The following is a 14,436-nucleotide window of genomic DNA, read 5'->3' as shown; positions in this document are numbered from 1 at the left end:
AGCCCCTGGAGGATGGGACGGGTAGGGGCGGCGGGGGCGAAACGGAACCGACGGTGCCGCCGAGGGCGGTCAGGAATCGAGAAGCGCCGCCCCCCGGCCGCGGCTAGCGTGACGGCCATGGACATCTCGATTCACGCCAGCTTTCTCCCGCACGACGACCCCGAGGCCTCCCTCGCCTTCTTCAGAGACGCCCTCGGCTTCGAGGTCCGCACCGACGTAGGCCAGGGCAAGATGCGCTGGATCACGGTCGGCCCCGCCGGCCAGCCCGACACGTCCATCCTCCTCGCACCACCGGCCGCCGACCCCGGCATCACCGACGACGAGCGCCGCGTCATCGCCGAGATGATGGCCAAGGGCACCTACGGCTGGATCCTGCTGGCCACCTCCAACGTCGACGGCACCTTCGAGAAGGTGCAGGCCAGCGGCGCCGAGGTCGTCCAGGAGCCCACCGACCAGCCGTACGGCATCCGCGACTGCGCCTTCCGCGACCCCGCCGGCAACCTGATCCGGATCCAGGAGCGCAGCTGAGCGAGCGCCCGGCTCACCGCAGTCCCGGAGTCCCGGAGTCCCGGAGTCCCGATCGGAAACACCTAGTCCCACCAGACCCACCCGAAGCCGCACAGGGGAGAGCAGACGTATGAGCAGGGCCACGAGGGCGGACGCGCAGTCGCCCGCGCCGCACGCCGCCGACAGCCATGAGCTGATCCGTGTGCACGGCGCCCGCGAGAACAACCTCAAGGACGTCAGCATCGAGATCCCCAAGCGTCGGCTGACGGTCTTCACCGGCGTGTCCGGCTCCGGCAAGAGCTCGCTGGTGTTCGACACGATCGCCGCCGAGTCGCAGCGGCTGATCAACGAGACGTACAGCGCCTTCCTGCAGGGCTTCATGCCGAACAGGGCCCGCCCCGAGGTGGACGTCCTCGACGGCCTGACCACCGCGATCACCGTCGACCAGCAGCGCATGGGCGGCGACCCCCGCTCCACCGTCGGCACCGCCACCGACGCCAACGCGATGCTGCGCATCCTCTTCAGCCGGCTCGGCAAGCCCCACATCGGCCCGCCCAGCGCGTATTCGTTCAACACCGCCTCGGTCCGGGCCAGCGGTGCGATCACCGTCGAGCGCGGCGCCAAGACCAAGGCCCAGAAGGCGACGTACGAGCGCACCGGCGGCATGTGCAACCACTGCGAGGGCCGCGGCAAGGTCTCCGACATCGACCTCACCCAGCTCTACGACGACTCCAAGTCGATCTCCGAGGGCGCGTTCACCATCCCGGGCTGGAAGTCGGACAACGTCTGGACCGTCGGCCTCTACGCCGAGTCCGGGTTCCTCGACCCGAACAAGCCGATCCGCCGGTTCACGAAGAAGGAGATGCACGACTTCCTCTACCGCGAGCCGACCAAGGTCAAGGTCAACGGCGTCAACCTCACCTACGAGGGCCTGATCCCCAAGATCCAGAAGTCCTTCCTGTCCAAGGACAAGGAGGCGATGCAGCCCCACATCAGGGCGTTCGTGGAGCGGGCCGTCACCTTCACCACCTGCCCCGAGTGCGACGGCACCCGGCTCAGCGAGGGAGCCCGGTCCTCGAAGATCAAGGGCATCAGCATCGCCGACGCGTGCGCGATGGAGATCCGCGACCTCGCCGAATGGGTCCGGGGGCTTCGAGAGCCCTCCGTGGCGCCGCTGCTCACCGCGCTCCAGCACACCCTGGACTCGTTCACCGAGATCGGCCTCGGCTACCTTGCGCTCGACCGGCCCGCGGGCACCCTGTCCGGCGGCGAGGCACAGCGCGTCAAGATGATCCGCCACCTCGGCTCCTCGCTCACCGACGTGACGTACGTCTTCGACGAGCCCACCATCGGTCTGCACCCGCACGACATCCAGCGCATGAACGACCTGCTGCTGCGGCTGCGGGACAAGGGCAACACGGTGCTCGTGGTGGAACACAAGCCGGAGGCGATCGCCATCGCCGACCACGTCGTGGACCTCGGCCCCGGCGCCGGCACGGCGGGCGGCACCGTCTGCTACGAGGGCACCGTCGAGGGGCTGCGGGCCGGCGACACCGTCACCGGCCGTCACCTCGACGACCGGGCCAAGCTCAGGGAGACGGTGCGCAAGCCCACCGGCAGGCTGGAGATCCGCGGCGCGAAGGCGAACAACCTCCAGGGCGTCGACGTGGACATCCCGCTCGGCGTGCTCTGTGTCGTCACCGGCGTCGCCGGCTCCGGCAAGAGCTCCCTGGTCCACGGCTCCATCCCGGCCCCGGAGGGCGTGGTCTCGGTGGACCAGACGCCGATCCGCGGCTCGCGGCGCAGCAACCCGGCGACGTACACCGGACTCGCGGACCCGATCCGCAAGGCGTTCGCCAAGGTCAACGGCGTGAAGCCGGCCCTGTTCAGCGCCAACTCCGAGGGCGCCTGCCCGACCTGCAACGGCGCCGGAGTGATCTACGTCGACCTCGGGATGATGGCCGGCGTCGACACCCCCTGCGAGGACTGCGAGGGCAAACGGTTCCAGGCGTCGGTGCTGGAGTACCGGCTCGGCGGCCGGGACATCAGCGAGGTCCTCGCGATGTCGGTGACCGAGGCCGAGGAGTTCTTCGCCGGCGGCGAGGCCCGCACCCCCGCCGCGCACAAGATCCTGGAGCGGATGGCGGACGTCGGACTCGGCTACCTCACCCTCGGCCAGCCGCTCACCACGCTGTCCGGCGGCGAGCGGCAGCGGCTGAAGCTGGCCACGCACATGGCGGACAAGGGCGGCGTGTACGTCCTCGACGAGCCGACGACCGGCCTGCACCTCGCCGACGTCGAGCAGATGCTCGGCCTGCTCGACCGGCTCGTCGACTCCGGCAAGTCGGTGATCGTCATCGAGCACCACCAGGCGGTCATGGCGCACGCCGACTGGATCATCGACCTCGGGCCCGGCGCCGGACACGACGGCGGCCGGATCGTCTTCGAGGGCACCCCCGCCGACCTGGTCGCCGAGCGCTCCACCCTCACCGGTGAGCACCTCGCGGCCTACGTCGGCGGCTGACCGGCGATGTGTTTCACCACGTCGCCCGTGATGGCCGTCATCTCGGCCCGCTCCCGGCAGCTGAGGGAGCGGGCACGGGAACAGGGAGGGGACCGGGCAGGGGAGTGGACGGGGCCGGAGTCCGTTCGGGAAAATACGGGTGTGCGATCCAACCACTCCTCGCCCGAGGAGCAGCGGCTGAAGACCCTCGTGGCGCTGCGCCGCGTGCGTGACCGGATGGACAGGGAGTACGCCCAGCCGCTGGACGTCGAGGCGCTGGCGCGCGGCGTCCACATGTCGGCCGGGCATCTCAGCCGCGAGTTCCGGGCCGCCTACGGCGAGTCGCCGTACGGCTACCTGATGACGCGCCGTATCGAGCGCGCGATGGCGCTGCTGCGCCGGGGCGACCTCAGCGTCACCGAGGTGTGCTTCGCGGTCGGCTGCTCGTCGCTGGGCACCTTCAGCACCCGCTTCACCGAGCTGGTCGGCATGACGCCGAGCGCCTATCGGCGGCAGGAGACGGAGGCGACGGCGGGGATGCCGTCCTGTCTGTCGAAGCAGGTGACCCGGCCCCTCAGGAACAGGCCGAACTCACCGCAGCCATCGTGACGGGTTCGGGGGCGCCGACCCCTGTACGGCGCCCCCGTCCCGTCAGGGACCTGCCCTACGGCAGTTCCCTCGGGTAGTACTTGTCGTCGTCGGAGTCGTAGACGAGCTTGCCGCCGGCGTCGTAGCCCTTGATGTGCGGTGCCACGGTGACCTGCTGGTTCAGCACGCCGGACGCCACGAAGAAACCGTGGTCGAGGGCGGCCACGCTGCTGGAGTCGCCGTAGGCGACCCGCACCTCGGCCACCGACGGCTCGACCATGCCGACCAGACCCCAGCGGAACGGCAGCTTCCAGTTGCCGCGGTCCATGACCGACTGCTGGTAGAGCTTGCCGACGTTGGGGTTGACGGACACCGGGCCCTCGTCCGGGATCGCGTCGCTGTCGTCGACGAAGCCGGAGACACCCTGGGTCTTGCCGTCGGTGACACGGCAGATGAGATTGGCCTGCCCCGGCGTCTTCGCCTGCTCCCGCGCCGCGACGACGAACATGCCGTCACCGGTGGCGTTGGAGTCGCCGGTGCTGCGCATCGCCAGCAGGATCCGGTACTCGTCCGCCGTGCCCGGGCCCGGGTCGCCCGGGGGGGCGGATGCCGGACCGGTCGTAGGCCAGGCAGCTCTCCAGCCCGTCCGCCGCCTGCTCGAAGGTGATCCCGTCGAGCAGTTGCCGTCCCGTCGCCGGGCGTGCGGGCCCGCTCGGGGTCGGCGAGGACGTGGGCGAAGGCGCCCGGGTGGCACTGACCGAGGGCGTCGGGTCGGTCGCCGCACCCCCGGCCTTCTCCCCACCGCCCAGCGCGTACGCCCCGACCGGCGCCGCCGCCAGCGTCACCAGCGCCGCCCCGGCGGCCGCGACCCGGCGCCGCCGCTCGACCACGCCCCGCCGCCGGATCGCCGGATACGGCGCCGGCGACGGCCGGATCGTGTAGGCGTCCTCGGCGAGCAACTCCCGCAACTGCTCCTCGAAGTCCCGCTCGCCCTGCGCTTCTCGCTGCTGCTCCTCGTCGCTCACCTGCTGCCTCCCTGCCCTTCCGCGACCCGGGCGAGCCCCGGAACGTTAGCAACTTCGCCAGCCCCCTTCGACGCCTGGCTCTTGACCGTGCCGACGGAGCAGCCGAGCACCTCGGCGACCTCCGCCTCGGACAGGTCCTCCCAGTAGCGCATCACCACCACCGCCCGCTGTTTGGGCGGAAGTTGGGCGAGAGCGCCGAGCAGCGCGCTGCGCTCGTCCACGCCCGCGTAGCCCGCGTCGCGCCCCGCCACCTCCGGCGGCACCGCGGTCAGCGCCTCGGTGACCCGCCGCGGTGGGGGCACCTCCCGGTCGAGCGAAGCCGAGAGTGGGGGAGGAACCGGTCGCTGTTGCAGCTGACCAGCATCCGCCGCACGTACGCCTCCGGATTGTCGGCCCGTGCCACCCGCCGCCATGAGCGGTAGGCCTTCGCCAGTGCCGTCTGCGTCAGGTCCTCGGCGTGGTGCGCGTCGCCCGTGAGCAGATACGCGGTCCGCACGAGATGGGACCACCGCGCCCTGACGAACTCCTGAAACCGATCCTCGTGTTCGGCCTGCATCAAGCACCCTCCCTCGCCCTCCAGACCACCGGTGCGACAGATTCGGTTGCCCGGCCGACGTGTTCTCTCATCCCTTGGTCGCGGTGCCGTAGACCATCGGCCGACGGCGCGGTGGGTGTGGGCTCGCCACAGTGGGCGTATGGAGAACACCAAGGGGATCAGCCGGGCACGGTTTCTGGCGGGGGCGGCGGCCGTCGGACTGGCGGGGGCGGTGCTGCCCGCGGGGCAGGCCGCGGCGAGCGGGGCGGGCGGGGGAGCGGCGAGGCACCGGGGGCTGAAGCACCGGGGCGTCGTCTACACCCTCGGCGAGGGCGAGACGCCGGGCACCGCGTGGAGCGCCGCCCGCATGCGCAGGGACGTCCGGGTGATCCGCGACCAGCTGCACGCCGACACCCTCGACGTCACCGGCGACGGCGTGGAGCGCCTCACCGCCACGGCCGCCGAGGCCGCCGAACGCGGACTGCACGTCTGGCTCCAGCCGACCCTGGGGGACATCCCCGAGCGGGACATCCTGGAGAGCATCGCCGAGTGCGGCCGGTTCGCGGAGCGGCTGCGACGGCAGGGCGCGAGCGTCGACTTCAGCGTGGGCTGCGAGTTCTGGCTGTTCGTGCCGGGGATCGTGCCGGGCGAGACGGTCCTGGACCGCGTCGAGAACCTCCAGAAGGGCACGGTCGACATACCCAAGATGCAGCGCCGCCTGACCCGCTTCACGGCCAAGGCGGCGAAGGTCGGCCGCTCCGTCTTCCGCGGCCGGCTGAGCTACGCCGCCGCCCAGGACGAGGAGTTCGAGCCGGTCGACTGGAACCTCTTCGACGTCGTAGGCATCGACTACTACTCGTACTACCGCGAACCAGCCGCGTACGTCCGGGAGTTGAAGCGCTACCAGCGCTGGGGCAAGCCCCTCGCCATCACCGAGTTCGGAACCTGCACCTACGTCGGCGCCCCCGAGGCGGGCGGCATGGGCTGGGACGTGGTCGACCACACCAAGACCCCGGAGGAGATCAAAGGCGACCTGGTACGCAGCGAGCACGTCCAGGCCGCCTACATGACGGATCTGCTGAAGGTCTTCGAGTCGATGGGCCTCTACGCGGCAATGGCCTTCGAGTTCGTCACCCCCGACGCCCCCCACCGCCCCGACAACCCCCGCTACGACATCGACATGGCGAGCTACGCCATGACCAAGCCCATCAAGGACGACCCCAACGACCCGAGCTCCAACTGGCACTGGGAGCCGAAGGAGGCCTTCCGCGCTGTGTCACGCCAGTACGCACATTGCCCTCAAGGGGCGCGGGGAACTGCGCGACCAGCCACAATGGCGCCGCAGACAACCAACGACATGGCGCCGTAAATCATTCGCAGTAGAGATCCGCGCCGGGCCGCTCCCCCGTGGCCAGGAACCGTGAAACCACCGCGTCCCCACAAGCGTTGCCGTTGTCCAAATACGCGTCATGGCCGGTGGAGTTCACGGTGACCATCACGGCCCGCCGGCCGAGGGCCTCACGCAGCTTCAACGCCCCACTCAACGGCGTAGCCACATCCCGCTCGTTCTGCACCATCAGAACGTTGGACGGCCCCCGGTCGGTCACCCGCAGCGGCGCCTCCTTCGGCTGCCAGGGCCACGCCGCGCACACCATCGCGTTCCTCGGCATCCCGGCCGTCAGCGGGAACTTCGCCCGGCTCTCGGCAACGCCCTTCTCGTACACCGCGGCCGACCTGGGCCAGGCACCGTCGTTGCAGATGGTGGCGGCCCCGACCGCGGTGTAGTTCTGCAGCATCGCCTCGGGCGGAGACTGCGGAGCGTCCGGCACCGTCCCCTTCTGCGCGGCCAGCATCAGCTTGGCCAGGGTCGGATAGTCGTCCGGGTCGTAGAGGCTGTCCAGCATGGTCTGGCGCAGCACGTTGCCGTTCAGCTCCGCCGGGTTGGCGCCGGGCCAGGGGAGGGGCTCGCGGTCCAGCCGGTGGGCGAGACGCAGGAAACGCGAGCGCACCTCGGCTGCCGTGTCGGCCACACGGTCCGGGTTGCCCGGCGCGGACGCCCACTTGGCGAACTCGGGGAAGTTGTCCTCGACGCCCACCTCGAACGCCTGGAGCCAGGCCCGTTCCGCCCGCACCGGGTCGGGGTTGTCGCTGCTGTCCAGCACGATGCGGTCGGTGCGCCGCGGGAACAGCTCGGCGAAGGCGGCGCCGACGTACGTACCGTACGAGACGCCCCACGCGGACAGTCTCCGTTCGCCGAGCGCGGCCCGGATGCCGTCGATGTCGCGGGCGTTGTCGAGCGTGCTGATGTGCTTCATCAGCTCGCCGCCATTGCGCGCGCAGGCGTCGGACAGACGCCGGGCGGTGGCCATGTTCGCGGTGACCGAGCCGTCGGGGGCGGGCCAGGGGCGCAGTGTCGTCCGGGCGAGATCGCTCTGCCCGAGCTCGCAACTCACCGGTGTCGAGGGGGCGTTGCCGCGCGGAGCGAACCCGATCAGATCGTAGGTGTCCCGCACCTTCTGCGGCAGCTTCTGCCCCTTGCCCGAGGGGTCGGCGAGGCTGTCACCGCCGGGCCCGCCGGCGATGAGCAGCAGCGCACCCCGGCGGGCCGACGGCTTCTCGCTGGGGATCCGGGAGACGGCGATGTCGATCTTCGGGCCACCGGGACGGGCGTAGTCCATCGGTACGGACACGGTCGTGCACTCCTGCCGCGGATCGAGCCCCTCACCCGCGCACTTGGTCCACTTCAGCGACGCGGGCGCACCGGTGGCGGACGCGGTGAGCGGGGTGACGACTCCGAAGACGACGGCGGAGGCGGTGGCGATCAGGGCGGCACTCTTGGTGATCTGCTTCATGTACAGCAGCCTGCTGGGTCGTGACGCGGCGTCATATCCCGGCAACTCCCGTATCGCTCCTGGGGATTACCCCCGGCACGGGTTACGCGGAACCCAACCCCAGCACCATGATCAGCCGATGCTCCCCGGGTCCCAGGTAATCCCGGTGCACCCCGCCCTCCGGCGCGAACCCCAGCGTCCGGTACAGCTGGATCGCCGCCGCGTTGGTCGGCTCGACGGTCAGCCGCACCTCATGGACCCGCTCCCGGCGCAGCTGCCGCAGCACCTCCAGCATCAGTCGCTTGCCGAGCCCGCGCCCGCGTTGGTCGGCGCTGACGGCCAGGCTGAGGACCCAAGTCACGTGGCCGTCCGAGGTGCTGACGAAGAGGACGTAGCCGTGCAGGCACTCGCCGTCGTCCAGGACGAGGATGCGGTCGCCGTGTACGTCGAGGTGCTGGCGGAGCACGAAGTAGGGGTACGGGTCCTCGGGGAAGACCTCCCGGTCCACGCGGAGGAGTTCGGGCAGGTCGGTCTCGGTGACACCGCGCATGGTCAGCGGCCGGTCGGCGCGGTCGGCGAAGAATGCCTGGTCAGTGTGGCCGCCCGAGAAAGGGAAACGTTCCTCCGGTAGCGCCATCGTCCGCCCCCTGTGTGATGGAATGGAGTCACTCGTGCGGGTGAGCACCTATTGCCTGCCGTTTCAGGTGCTCAGAAGAGGTCCGCCCATCTTCAGCAGCGCGGTCCGGGTGTTCAAGGCCGTGTCATATGTATGCCCCAACGCGCTCTCAGTGCGCCTCCCTGCGGTACCGTTAGTGGAATGACCCATAGATCGTCGGGGGGCGTCCAGGTGAAGAATGCCGATGTGCCATGGGACGAGGCATTCGACTCGATCGCCTACCTTGATCACAATTACCGGGACTTACAGCCCGAGGACGCAGAGATCCTGCAGATCATCCGGGATCATTTCGGTGGTCACTTCCGGAAGCAGGGCGTCGGGTCGGTTTCCGGTATCGATGTGGGTGCGGGCGTGAATCTCTATCCCGCACTGGCCATGCTGCCGTGGTGCGACGAGATCACTCTCTTCGAGCGCTCGTCCTCGAATGTGAAGTATCTCGGGAGCCAGGTCGACTCCTACGAGAAGAGCTGGGACAAGTTCTGGGCGGCCCTGTGCCGGAAGAAGGCCTACGGCTCCCTCGGTGAGGACCCGCGTGAAAGATTCCGCGAGGTCGTCAAGGTTGAGCAGGGCGACATCTTCGATCTCAGGCGGCACGAGGGGCGATGGTCCGTGGGGACCATGTTCTTCGTCGCCGAATCGATCACCAACTCCCCCCGTGAGTTCTCACTGGGCGTGGAGCGTTTCATGCGGGCCCTGGCCCCGGACGCTCCCTTTGCCGCCGCCTTCATGGCTCATTCGGCGGGTTATCACGCGGGTGAGCATTTCTTCCCCGCCTGCGACGTCGGGGAATCCGATGTGTACGAGAGCCTGGAGCGCTTCGCAAGGGACTTCAAGGTCATGCCACTCAAGTCCTCGGCACGGGTACGCAAAGGCTATAAGGGCATGATTGTCGCCTACGGCTGGCGGCGGAATTCCGATACGGCCATTCCGGTCAACTGACCGGCGAATCTTCACAACAGCAGAGGGATATTCCTCGACCGATGGCAGCGCGGCCTGTGTGAGGGGCATAGGGGATGCAGATCAAGCCACGCCAGCATCTGCTGGACATCTGGCAGGGAATCGCTCGCCACTCTTTCGACGGGGGAGAGTGGGACTGGGGCGAGTGGGGCGGAGAGAGCAGTGTGGCCGACGCCGAGCGGCTGCTCTGCCTGCTGTACCCGGCGACCGAGATCCCCGCATTCCGGCTGGACGACCCGGACACCACACAGGAGGACGTCCAGCAGGTCCTGAAGCGGGCCGGCGGACGGCTGGAGGTCCCGGCCAACCTCGTCACGGCCGCGGCCGGATTCATGCGGACGCACACCGGCGAGGACAAGAGGCCCACCTTCGCCGGGGGTTACTACTTCGGCTCCGCCGACAAGACCAGGGAAGTCACCGAGGAACAGCGCCAGGTCGGCGTGGTCGACTCCTTCTCCATGTCGATCACCCTGTGCCTGGCCACCCTCGGCTTCCTCAAGGTCTACGAGACCAGAACCCGGCGCAGCGACATCAGGGAGACGATCGCCGAGCTGCGTTCGGAGACCAGCAACAGGCTCACCGCCGCCATGGTGAGCCTGCTGCGCTCCTTCACGGTCAACGTCTTCGACACCGACTCCTCCCAGGGCCGTACGCTCATCGAACTCCTCGGCCAGGGACGGCAGTCGAACCGGCAGGTGCTGAACAAGTACCAGAACCGTTTCCGCGCCCTGCGCGCCGGGATCGTCGAGAGCATCACCCTCGGTATCGACGTACAGGAGGGGCTCAAGGACGAGAGCCAGCTCTTCGAGTGCGGCTGGGCGTGGAGCCTGGTCAAGGACGCCCCCGAGGTCGAGACCGACGAACCCATCGGGCCGCAGCCCGAGGGCGTCGCCAACGCGGTGCCGTATCTGTACTTCACCGTGGTCGCCCTCGACGGTATCCAGGACCTGTTCTCCGACCGCACCCTCACCCTCGGCCTGCTCAACACCGAACAGCAGCGGCTCGCCGAGGCGCTCCGGCTGCGGTGGGAGCTCACCCAGCAGTACTGGTCCGGCATCGCCCGCTTCGACACCGATCGCTGGCCCCTGGAGGACCTGCCCTGGCGTACGACGGGACAGAAGCTGGAGTCCGAGTACTTCTCCCTCTCCGTCGCCGCCATCCTCGTGCACGACCTGATGCGGCGCCGGGCCACCGACGACGACCTGACCCGCACCGTCGGTGTCATGGAGCGCCTCGCCGAACGCGGCCGTATCACCAGCCGGATGGTCCGCGACGACCCCCTGGTCCATGAGCTGCACAACGTGGGCGTCGCCCTGCCGTTGCAGGGCAGCGAGCGGATCGGGCCGCCCATGACCTGGTCCATGACCGACTTCTCGGCACAGCTGCTGAAGCGGACCGTCCAGCTGTGCACGCTCTCGCGCAACCTCGCCTCGCACGACCGGCTGCTCCGGCTCGCCGAGGACATCTTCGACCACATGTGGCGCCGCCGGATCCGGGACGGCGAGGGCGTCGGCCTGTGGGACAGCGTGCACCACGCCTATCCCGAGGCGGAGATCCACAAGCGGCGCGTGCCGGTGTCGTGGAGCATCACCGAGCGGGTCACCGAGGTGATGGTCCAGGCCCATGAGATGTACCGCCAGCCCCCGATCCGCAGCCTCGAACTCACCGAGCTGGCAAGGGCGTTGCTCAGTGAGTCCGCCCACCTCCTGGGCAACGAACAGATGGAACCCGCGCCCAAGGACGACGGCCGGCACGGGATGCAGCTCAGGAACATCGAGGTCAAGTTGCGCCGCGCCCGCATCCTCGTGGACGAACAGCCGGGCACGGCCTACGCGTTGACCCTCGACGTGCTGGGACAGCTCGACGCGCTCGCCCGCGCCCGCGAGGCCGCGGACCGGGGAGTGTGAACCGTGCTGATCTTCGCCGCCTCCGACAAGGGAGGCACGGGCCGCTCCGTGACCAGCGCCAACCTCGCCTACCACCGGGCGCTGGCCGGGGACGACGTCTGCTACCTGGACTTCGACTTCGGCTCGCCCACCGCGGCGGCCGTCTTCGACGTGGCCGACGCCCGCGAGGCCACCGAGGACCTCGGCCTGCACGCCTATCTGACCGGCACGGTCAGCGAACCGGCCCGGATCGACGTCTGGTCCGAGACCGAGCACCAGGTGCTGCGCTTCCCACCGCCCGGCTGCGGCCGGCTGGTGCTGATGCCCGGCGACGTCAGCGGCGGCGAGTTCGCCATCAGCGACGACCACCAGCGTCGGTGCATCGACCTGCTGCTGAACCTGTCCTACGAGTTCGACCTGGTCGTCGTCGACCTCAGCGCCGGCCGCTCCTACGCCGTGGACATGGTCCTGGCGGCCACCGCACGGCCCGAGATGCGCGGGGTCACGGCCCGCTGGCTGGTCTTCCACCGCTGGACCCGCCAGCATGTGGCGGCCGCCGCGAGCCTGGTCTTCGGCCCGCGCGGCATCGTCGCCGGCGGCGCCCACCGCGGCCACGACGAGGAAGCTCTGCGCAACTCCATCCGCTTCGTGCGGGCCGCCGTACCGGACCCGGAATCGCCGCTGTGGTCGCAGGTCTCGCCCACCCAGTCGGCGTGGATGCGCAAGACTGACGGCGACCTCAAGCAGCTCGCCTCCAACCAGGGCATCGGCTACAGCCAGGTCCTCGGGTCCGTCCCCCTCGAACCGGTCCTGCAGTGGCGGGAGCAGCTCATCACCGACGAGGACGTGCTCGACAGCCAGATCGCCAACCAGGAGACCTGGACGGCACTGAGCCAGCTCGCCGGACGCCTGACCGACGACAAGTACTGGGAGCAGGCGTGACCGAGGCCGTGTTCCAGGAGACCACCGCGGAGCTGCGCACCCAGTCCGTGCCGCTCGCCCACCTCTCCCTTGAGCTGGGCCACCTCTACATGGAGGACTTCGAGGCGGGCCCCAAGCGGCTGGGCGAGCACTTCGCCGAGGTACGGATCTGGGTGGACGCGGTGCACGCCTCCGCCGCCCGCCGCAGCAAGCGGCCGCGGATCAGCACCTGCTTTCTGATCGACGACTACTTCACCCGCTTCTCCACCCCGGCCGAGCTGATCCCGATGGTGCTGAAGGAGGCGGAGAAGGCGGGCCTGGTCATCGACTACCTCGCCCGTGAGTCGGCCTGCGCGGTCGCCGACCGCGTCGAACTCGCCGAGTCCGTCATGCACCGCCTGGTCGAGTCACCGCCGCCGGGCAGCTACGGCTCCCGCCCGCCCGTCAGCCAGACCGGCTGGCTCGCCAACGGCCAGCGCACCCCCACCACATCGCGCAGCGCCCTCGGCGAGGTCAAGGTCTGGGAGCCGCCCCGGGAGACCGCGGCCCGCAACCACTCGGTCTTCATGGACGTGGAGCTGTGGTCCGAGAAGGACGGACGGCGGCTGTGGTCCTGCCCGTTCCTGGCCGCCGTGTGGCAACTGGCCCGGCTGGGGCTGTTACGGCATCTCGGTGAGCCCGTGCTGGTGCCGCAGGAGTGGCAGGGCGAGGACTTCCCGCACGACTGGGACCGGCTGCCGCCGCTGCTCAAACTCACCGACACCAAGGCGCCGTTCAGCGCCTACCGCACCTGCACCCTGATGCCGAACCGGTTCCTCGCCGTGGAGGACGCCGTACGGCTCGTGCTCGACCAGATAGACGTCGACGCCGGAGCGCTGGAGCAGGTCGCCGAGCGGTCCGCCGCCGAGGGGATGCCGGTGCCGGCGGCCGTCGCGCAACGCGCCACCTATGTCTTCTACGAGGAGCCCGGCGACTCCTCCGAGGCCGAGGAGTCCTGAGATGACGGCGGCCCCCGGACAGCCCGAGCGCTCGGTCCTCGCCTGCGGTGAGGTACGCACCTGTCTGCTGCCGTCCTTCCAGGCCCTGGACGGCAGGGCCGCCGCCCAGCTGCTGAGGCTGCGCGCCGACGTACACGTCCGGGTCTCGGAACGGCCCACCATGTACGTGCTCTCTCCCGCGATCCTGACCGGCGTGGACTGCCGGCTGCCCACGTCCAACGGCAGCAAGGTCCGGGCCGTCGGTACGGTGGCCGTCCGCGCGGCACTCACCGAGGGCCGTCTGCTCCAGTCGACCGCCCACTTCAGCCTCCCGGCCGCCGGTCCCGACCTGCGCCGGCCCTGGGGCCAGTACCTGGTCCGCCCGGGCCTGGTCGAGCCCTTCGGGAAACTGCCCCAACAGGCCACCGCCGAGGGCATGTTGCGCGGCGCCGGACGCGGCGAGCTCGACCTCGGGATGATCGCCGAGGGACTCCTGGCCCAGCTCCGCCGCCATCCGCTGCTCGACCGCCGGGTGCCCTTCAAGTCCAGTCCCACGAGGCTGCGCTGGGTCGCGCGACGAGGGCCGGACGACGAGCGGGCGTCCCTGGTGAACTTCACGGTGGCCGAGGGCGGACTGCGGACCATGGAGCTACGGTTGCCCGAGCACATCCCGGCCGCATCCGCAGCAGGCATTTGCGAGGATCTCGCCCTGCACGACTGGCTTTTGACGACTGTTCAGCACATGCTTGACAACAGCAGGCTCGGTACGGCGGACGGACCTCCGGTCGTCGAGGCACTGCATCCGGTCGTGGTCCATCTGTTGCATCTGTGGATGCCACGGGGGCACGTGGACCCCGAGCTGGGTCACCTGTGGGACGTGCTGGAAGAGAAACCGGGGTTCTCCCGCCAGTGGGAGAACCTGAGCCGGCGCATCAGGGACCGGCTGGCCCTCCAGGCCGTAGCAATGTCGCAGGAGCAGCTCAGCGCACGTTGAGGGGCGGCGGCAGCCAATCAGATACCTGACGGGGGA

13 protein-coding genes and 1 pseudogene are annotated in these 14,436 nt (G+C 69.7%); 9 read left to right on the top strand and 5 right to left on the bottom strand.

Features of this window, described 5'->3' with window-relative positions; genetic code table 11:
- Window positions 1-117 precede the first annotated feature (117 nt).
- The 3 genes from POF73_RS04385 to POF73_RS04375 all read left to right on the top strand — a co-directional run bounded on the left by POF73_RS04385 (window position 118) and on the right by POF73_RS04375 (window position 3,619).
- Window positions 118-528, top strand: a complete 411-nt coding sequence (locus POF73_RS04385) for a VOC family protein (RefSeq protein ID WP_272113094.1) — start codon at window positions 118-120, stop codon at window positions 526-528.
- A 109-nt stretch (window positions 529-637) separates the two neighbouring features.
- The gene (locus tag POF73_RS04380; protein ID WP_272113093.1) at window positions 638-3,031 is read left to right on the top strand and encodes an excinuclease ABC subunit UvrA; all 2,394 of its coding nucleotides are present in this window, start codon (window positions 638-640) and stop codon (window positions 3,029-3,031) included.
- 216 nt (window positions 3,032-3,247) lie between these two features.
- A complete protein-coding gene (locus tag POF73_RS04375) occupies window positions 3,248-3,619 on the top strand; it encodes a helix-turn-helix transcriptional regulator (RefSeq protein ID WP_272113196.1) in 372 nt (123 codons plus the stop codon).
- A 55-nt stretch (window positions 3,620-3,674) separates the two neighbouring features.
- Here POF73_RS04375 and POF73_RS04370 read toward each other — a convergent pair whose 3' ends face one another.
- From POF73_RS04370 to POF73_RS04360, 3 genes and pseudogenes are all read right to left on the bottom strand, one after another.
- Window positions 3,675-4,145, bottom strand: coding sequence for a hypothetical protein (locus POF73_RS04370; RefSeq protein WP_272113092.1), 471 nt, complete (start codon window positions 4,143-4,145; stop codon window positions 3,675-3,677).
- Window positions 4,111-4,623, bottom strand: coding sequence for a hypothetical protein (locus POF73_RS04365; RefSeq protein ID WP_272113091.1), 513 nt, complete (start codon window positions 4,621-4,623; stop codon window positions 4,111-4,113). The genes POF73_RS04370 and POF73_RS04365 overlap by 35 nt, the downstream gene beginning before the upstream one ends.
- Window positions 4,620-5,179 (bottom strand): annotated as a pseudogene (locus tag POF73_RS04360) (SigE family RNA polymerase sigma factor). The gene POF73_RS04365 and the pseudogene POF73_RS04360 overlap by 4 nt, the downstream one beginning before the upstream one ends.
- 139 nt (window positions 5,180-5,318) lie before the next feature.
- Between POF73_RS04360 and POF73_RS04355 the strand changes: the two are divergent.
- A complete protein-coding gene (locus POF73_RS04355; RefSeq protein ID WP_272113090.1) occupies window positions 5,319-6,527 on the top strand; it encodes an abortive phage infection protein in 1,209 nt (402 codons plus the stop codon).
- A gap of 1 nt (window position 6,528) precedes the next feature.
- On the opposite strand, the gene POF73_RS04350 is transcribed toward POF73_RS04355, so the two are convergent.
- A complete protein-coding gene (locus POF73_RS04350; RefSeq protein ID WP_272113089.1) occupies window positions 6,529-8,010 on the bottom strand; it encodes an alpha/beta hydrolase in 1,482 nt (493 codons plus the stop codon).
- Between the two features lie 82 nt (window positions 8,011-8,092).
- Window positions 8,093-8,626, bottom strand: a complete 534-nt coding sequence (locus POF73_RS04345; RefSeq protein ID WP_272113088.1) for a GNAT family N-acetyltransferase — start codon at window positions 8,624-8,626, stop codon at window positions 8,093-8,095.
- A gap of 180 nt (window positions 8,627-8,806) precedes the next feature.
- Here POF73_RS04345 and POF73_RS04340 point away from each other — a divergent pair, with 180 nt between their 5' ends.
- From POF73_RS04340 to POF73_RS04320, 5 genes are all read left to right on the top strand, one after another.
- Window positions 8,807-9,604: an SCO2525 family SAM-dependent methyltransferase gene (locus POF73_RS04340; RefSeq protein ID WP_272113087.1), complete on the top strand. Its 798-nt coding sequence runs from the start codon at window positions 8,807-8,809 to the stop codon at window positions 9,602-9,604.
- 74 nt (window positions 9,605-9,678) lie between these two features.
- Entirely contained in the window at window positions 9,679-11,529 is a 1,851-nt protein-coding gene (locus POF73_RS04335; protein WP_272113086.1) for an SCO2524 family protein, read from the top strand.
- Window positions 11,530-11,532: 3 nt separating this feature from the next.
- The gene (locus POF73_RS04330) at window positions 11,533-12,450 is read left to right on the top strand and encodes an SCO2523 family variant P-loop protein (RefSeq protein WP_272113085.1); all 918 of its coding nucleotides are present in this window, start codon (window positions 11,533-11,535) and stop codon (window positions 12,448-12,450) included.
- Complete coding sequence (locus POF73_RS04325) at window positions 12,447-13,427, top strand: SCO2522 family protein (RefSeq protein ID WP_272113084.1); 981 nt, start codon at window positions 12,447-12,449, stop codon at window positions 13,425-13,427. Before POF73_RS04330 ends, POF73_RS04325 begins: the two co-directional genes overlap by 4 nt.
- 1 nt (window position 13,428) lies before the next feature.
- Window positions 13,429-14,400 carry an SCO2521 family protein gene (locus tag POF73_RS04320; protein WP_272113083.1) on the top strand — a complete coding sequence of 324 codons (972 nt, stop codon included), beginning with the start codon at window positions 13,429-13,431 and terminating at the stop codon, window positions 14,398-14,400.
- The last annotated feature ends 36 nt before the right edge of the window (window positions 14,401-14,436 follow it).

It is taken from the genome of Streptomyces sp. HD (assembly GCF_028369295.1).
Taxonomy (GTDB): domain Bacteria; phylum Actinomycetota; class Actinomycetes; order Streptomycetales; family Streptomycetaceae; genus Streptomyces.
Note: the sequence above shows the minus strand (reverse complement) of the source record. Positions and strands in the feature narration are given on the sequence as shown.

Excerpts from the sequence above, each read along its gene's own strand:
- POF73_RS04335 (WP_272113086.1), top strand. The coding sequence starts at position 9,679 with ATGCAGATCAAGCCACGCCAGCATCTGCTGGACATCTGGCAGGGAATC.
- POF73_RS04320 (WP_272113083.1), top strand. The coding sequence starts at position 13,429 with ATGACGGCGGCCCCCGGACAGCCCGAGCGCTCGGTCCTCGCCTGCGGT.
- POF73_RS04340 (WP_272113087.1), top strand. The coding sequence starts at position 8,807 with ATGACCCATAGATCGTCGGGGGGCGTCCAGGTGAAGAATGCCGATGTG.
- POF73_RS04350 (WP_272113089.1), bottom strand. The coding sequence starts at position 8,010 with ATGAAGCAGATCACCAAGAGTGCCGCCCTGATCGCCACCGCCTCCGCC.
- POF73_RS04385 (WP_272113094.1), top strand. The coding sequence starts at position 118 with ATGGACATCTCGATTCACGCCAGCTTTCTCCCGCACGACGACCCCGAG.
- POF73_RS04380 (WP_272113093.1), top strand. The coding sequence starts at position 638 with ATGAGCAGGGCCACGAGGGCGGACGCGCAGTCGCCCGCGCCGCACGCC.
- POF73_RS04355 (WP_272113090.1), top strand. The coding sequence starts at position 5,319 with ATGGAGAACACCAAGGGGATCAGCCGGGCACGGTTTCTGGCGGGGGCG.
- POF73_RS04370 (WP_272113092.1), bottom strand. The coding sequence starts at position 4,145 with ATGCGCAGCACCGGCGACTCCAACGCCACCGGTGACGGCATGTTCGTC.
- POF73_RS04345 (WP_272113088.1), bottom strand. The coding sequence starts at position 8,626 with ATGGCGCTACCGGAGGAACGTTTCCCTTTCTCGGGCGGCCACACTGAC.
- POF73_RS04375 (WP_272113196.1), top strand. The coding sequence starts at position 3,248 with ATGGACAGGGAGTACGCCCAGCCGCTGGACGTCGAGGCGCTGGCGCGC.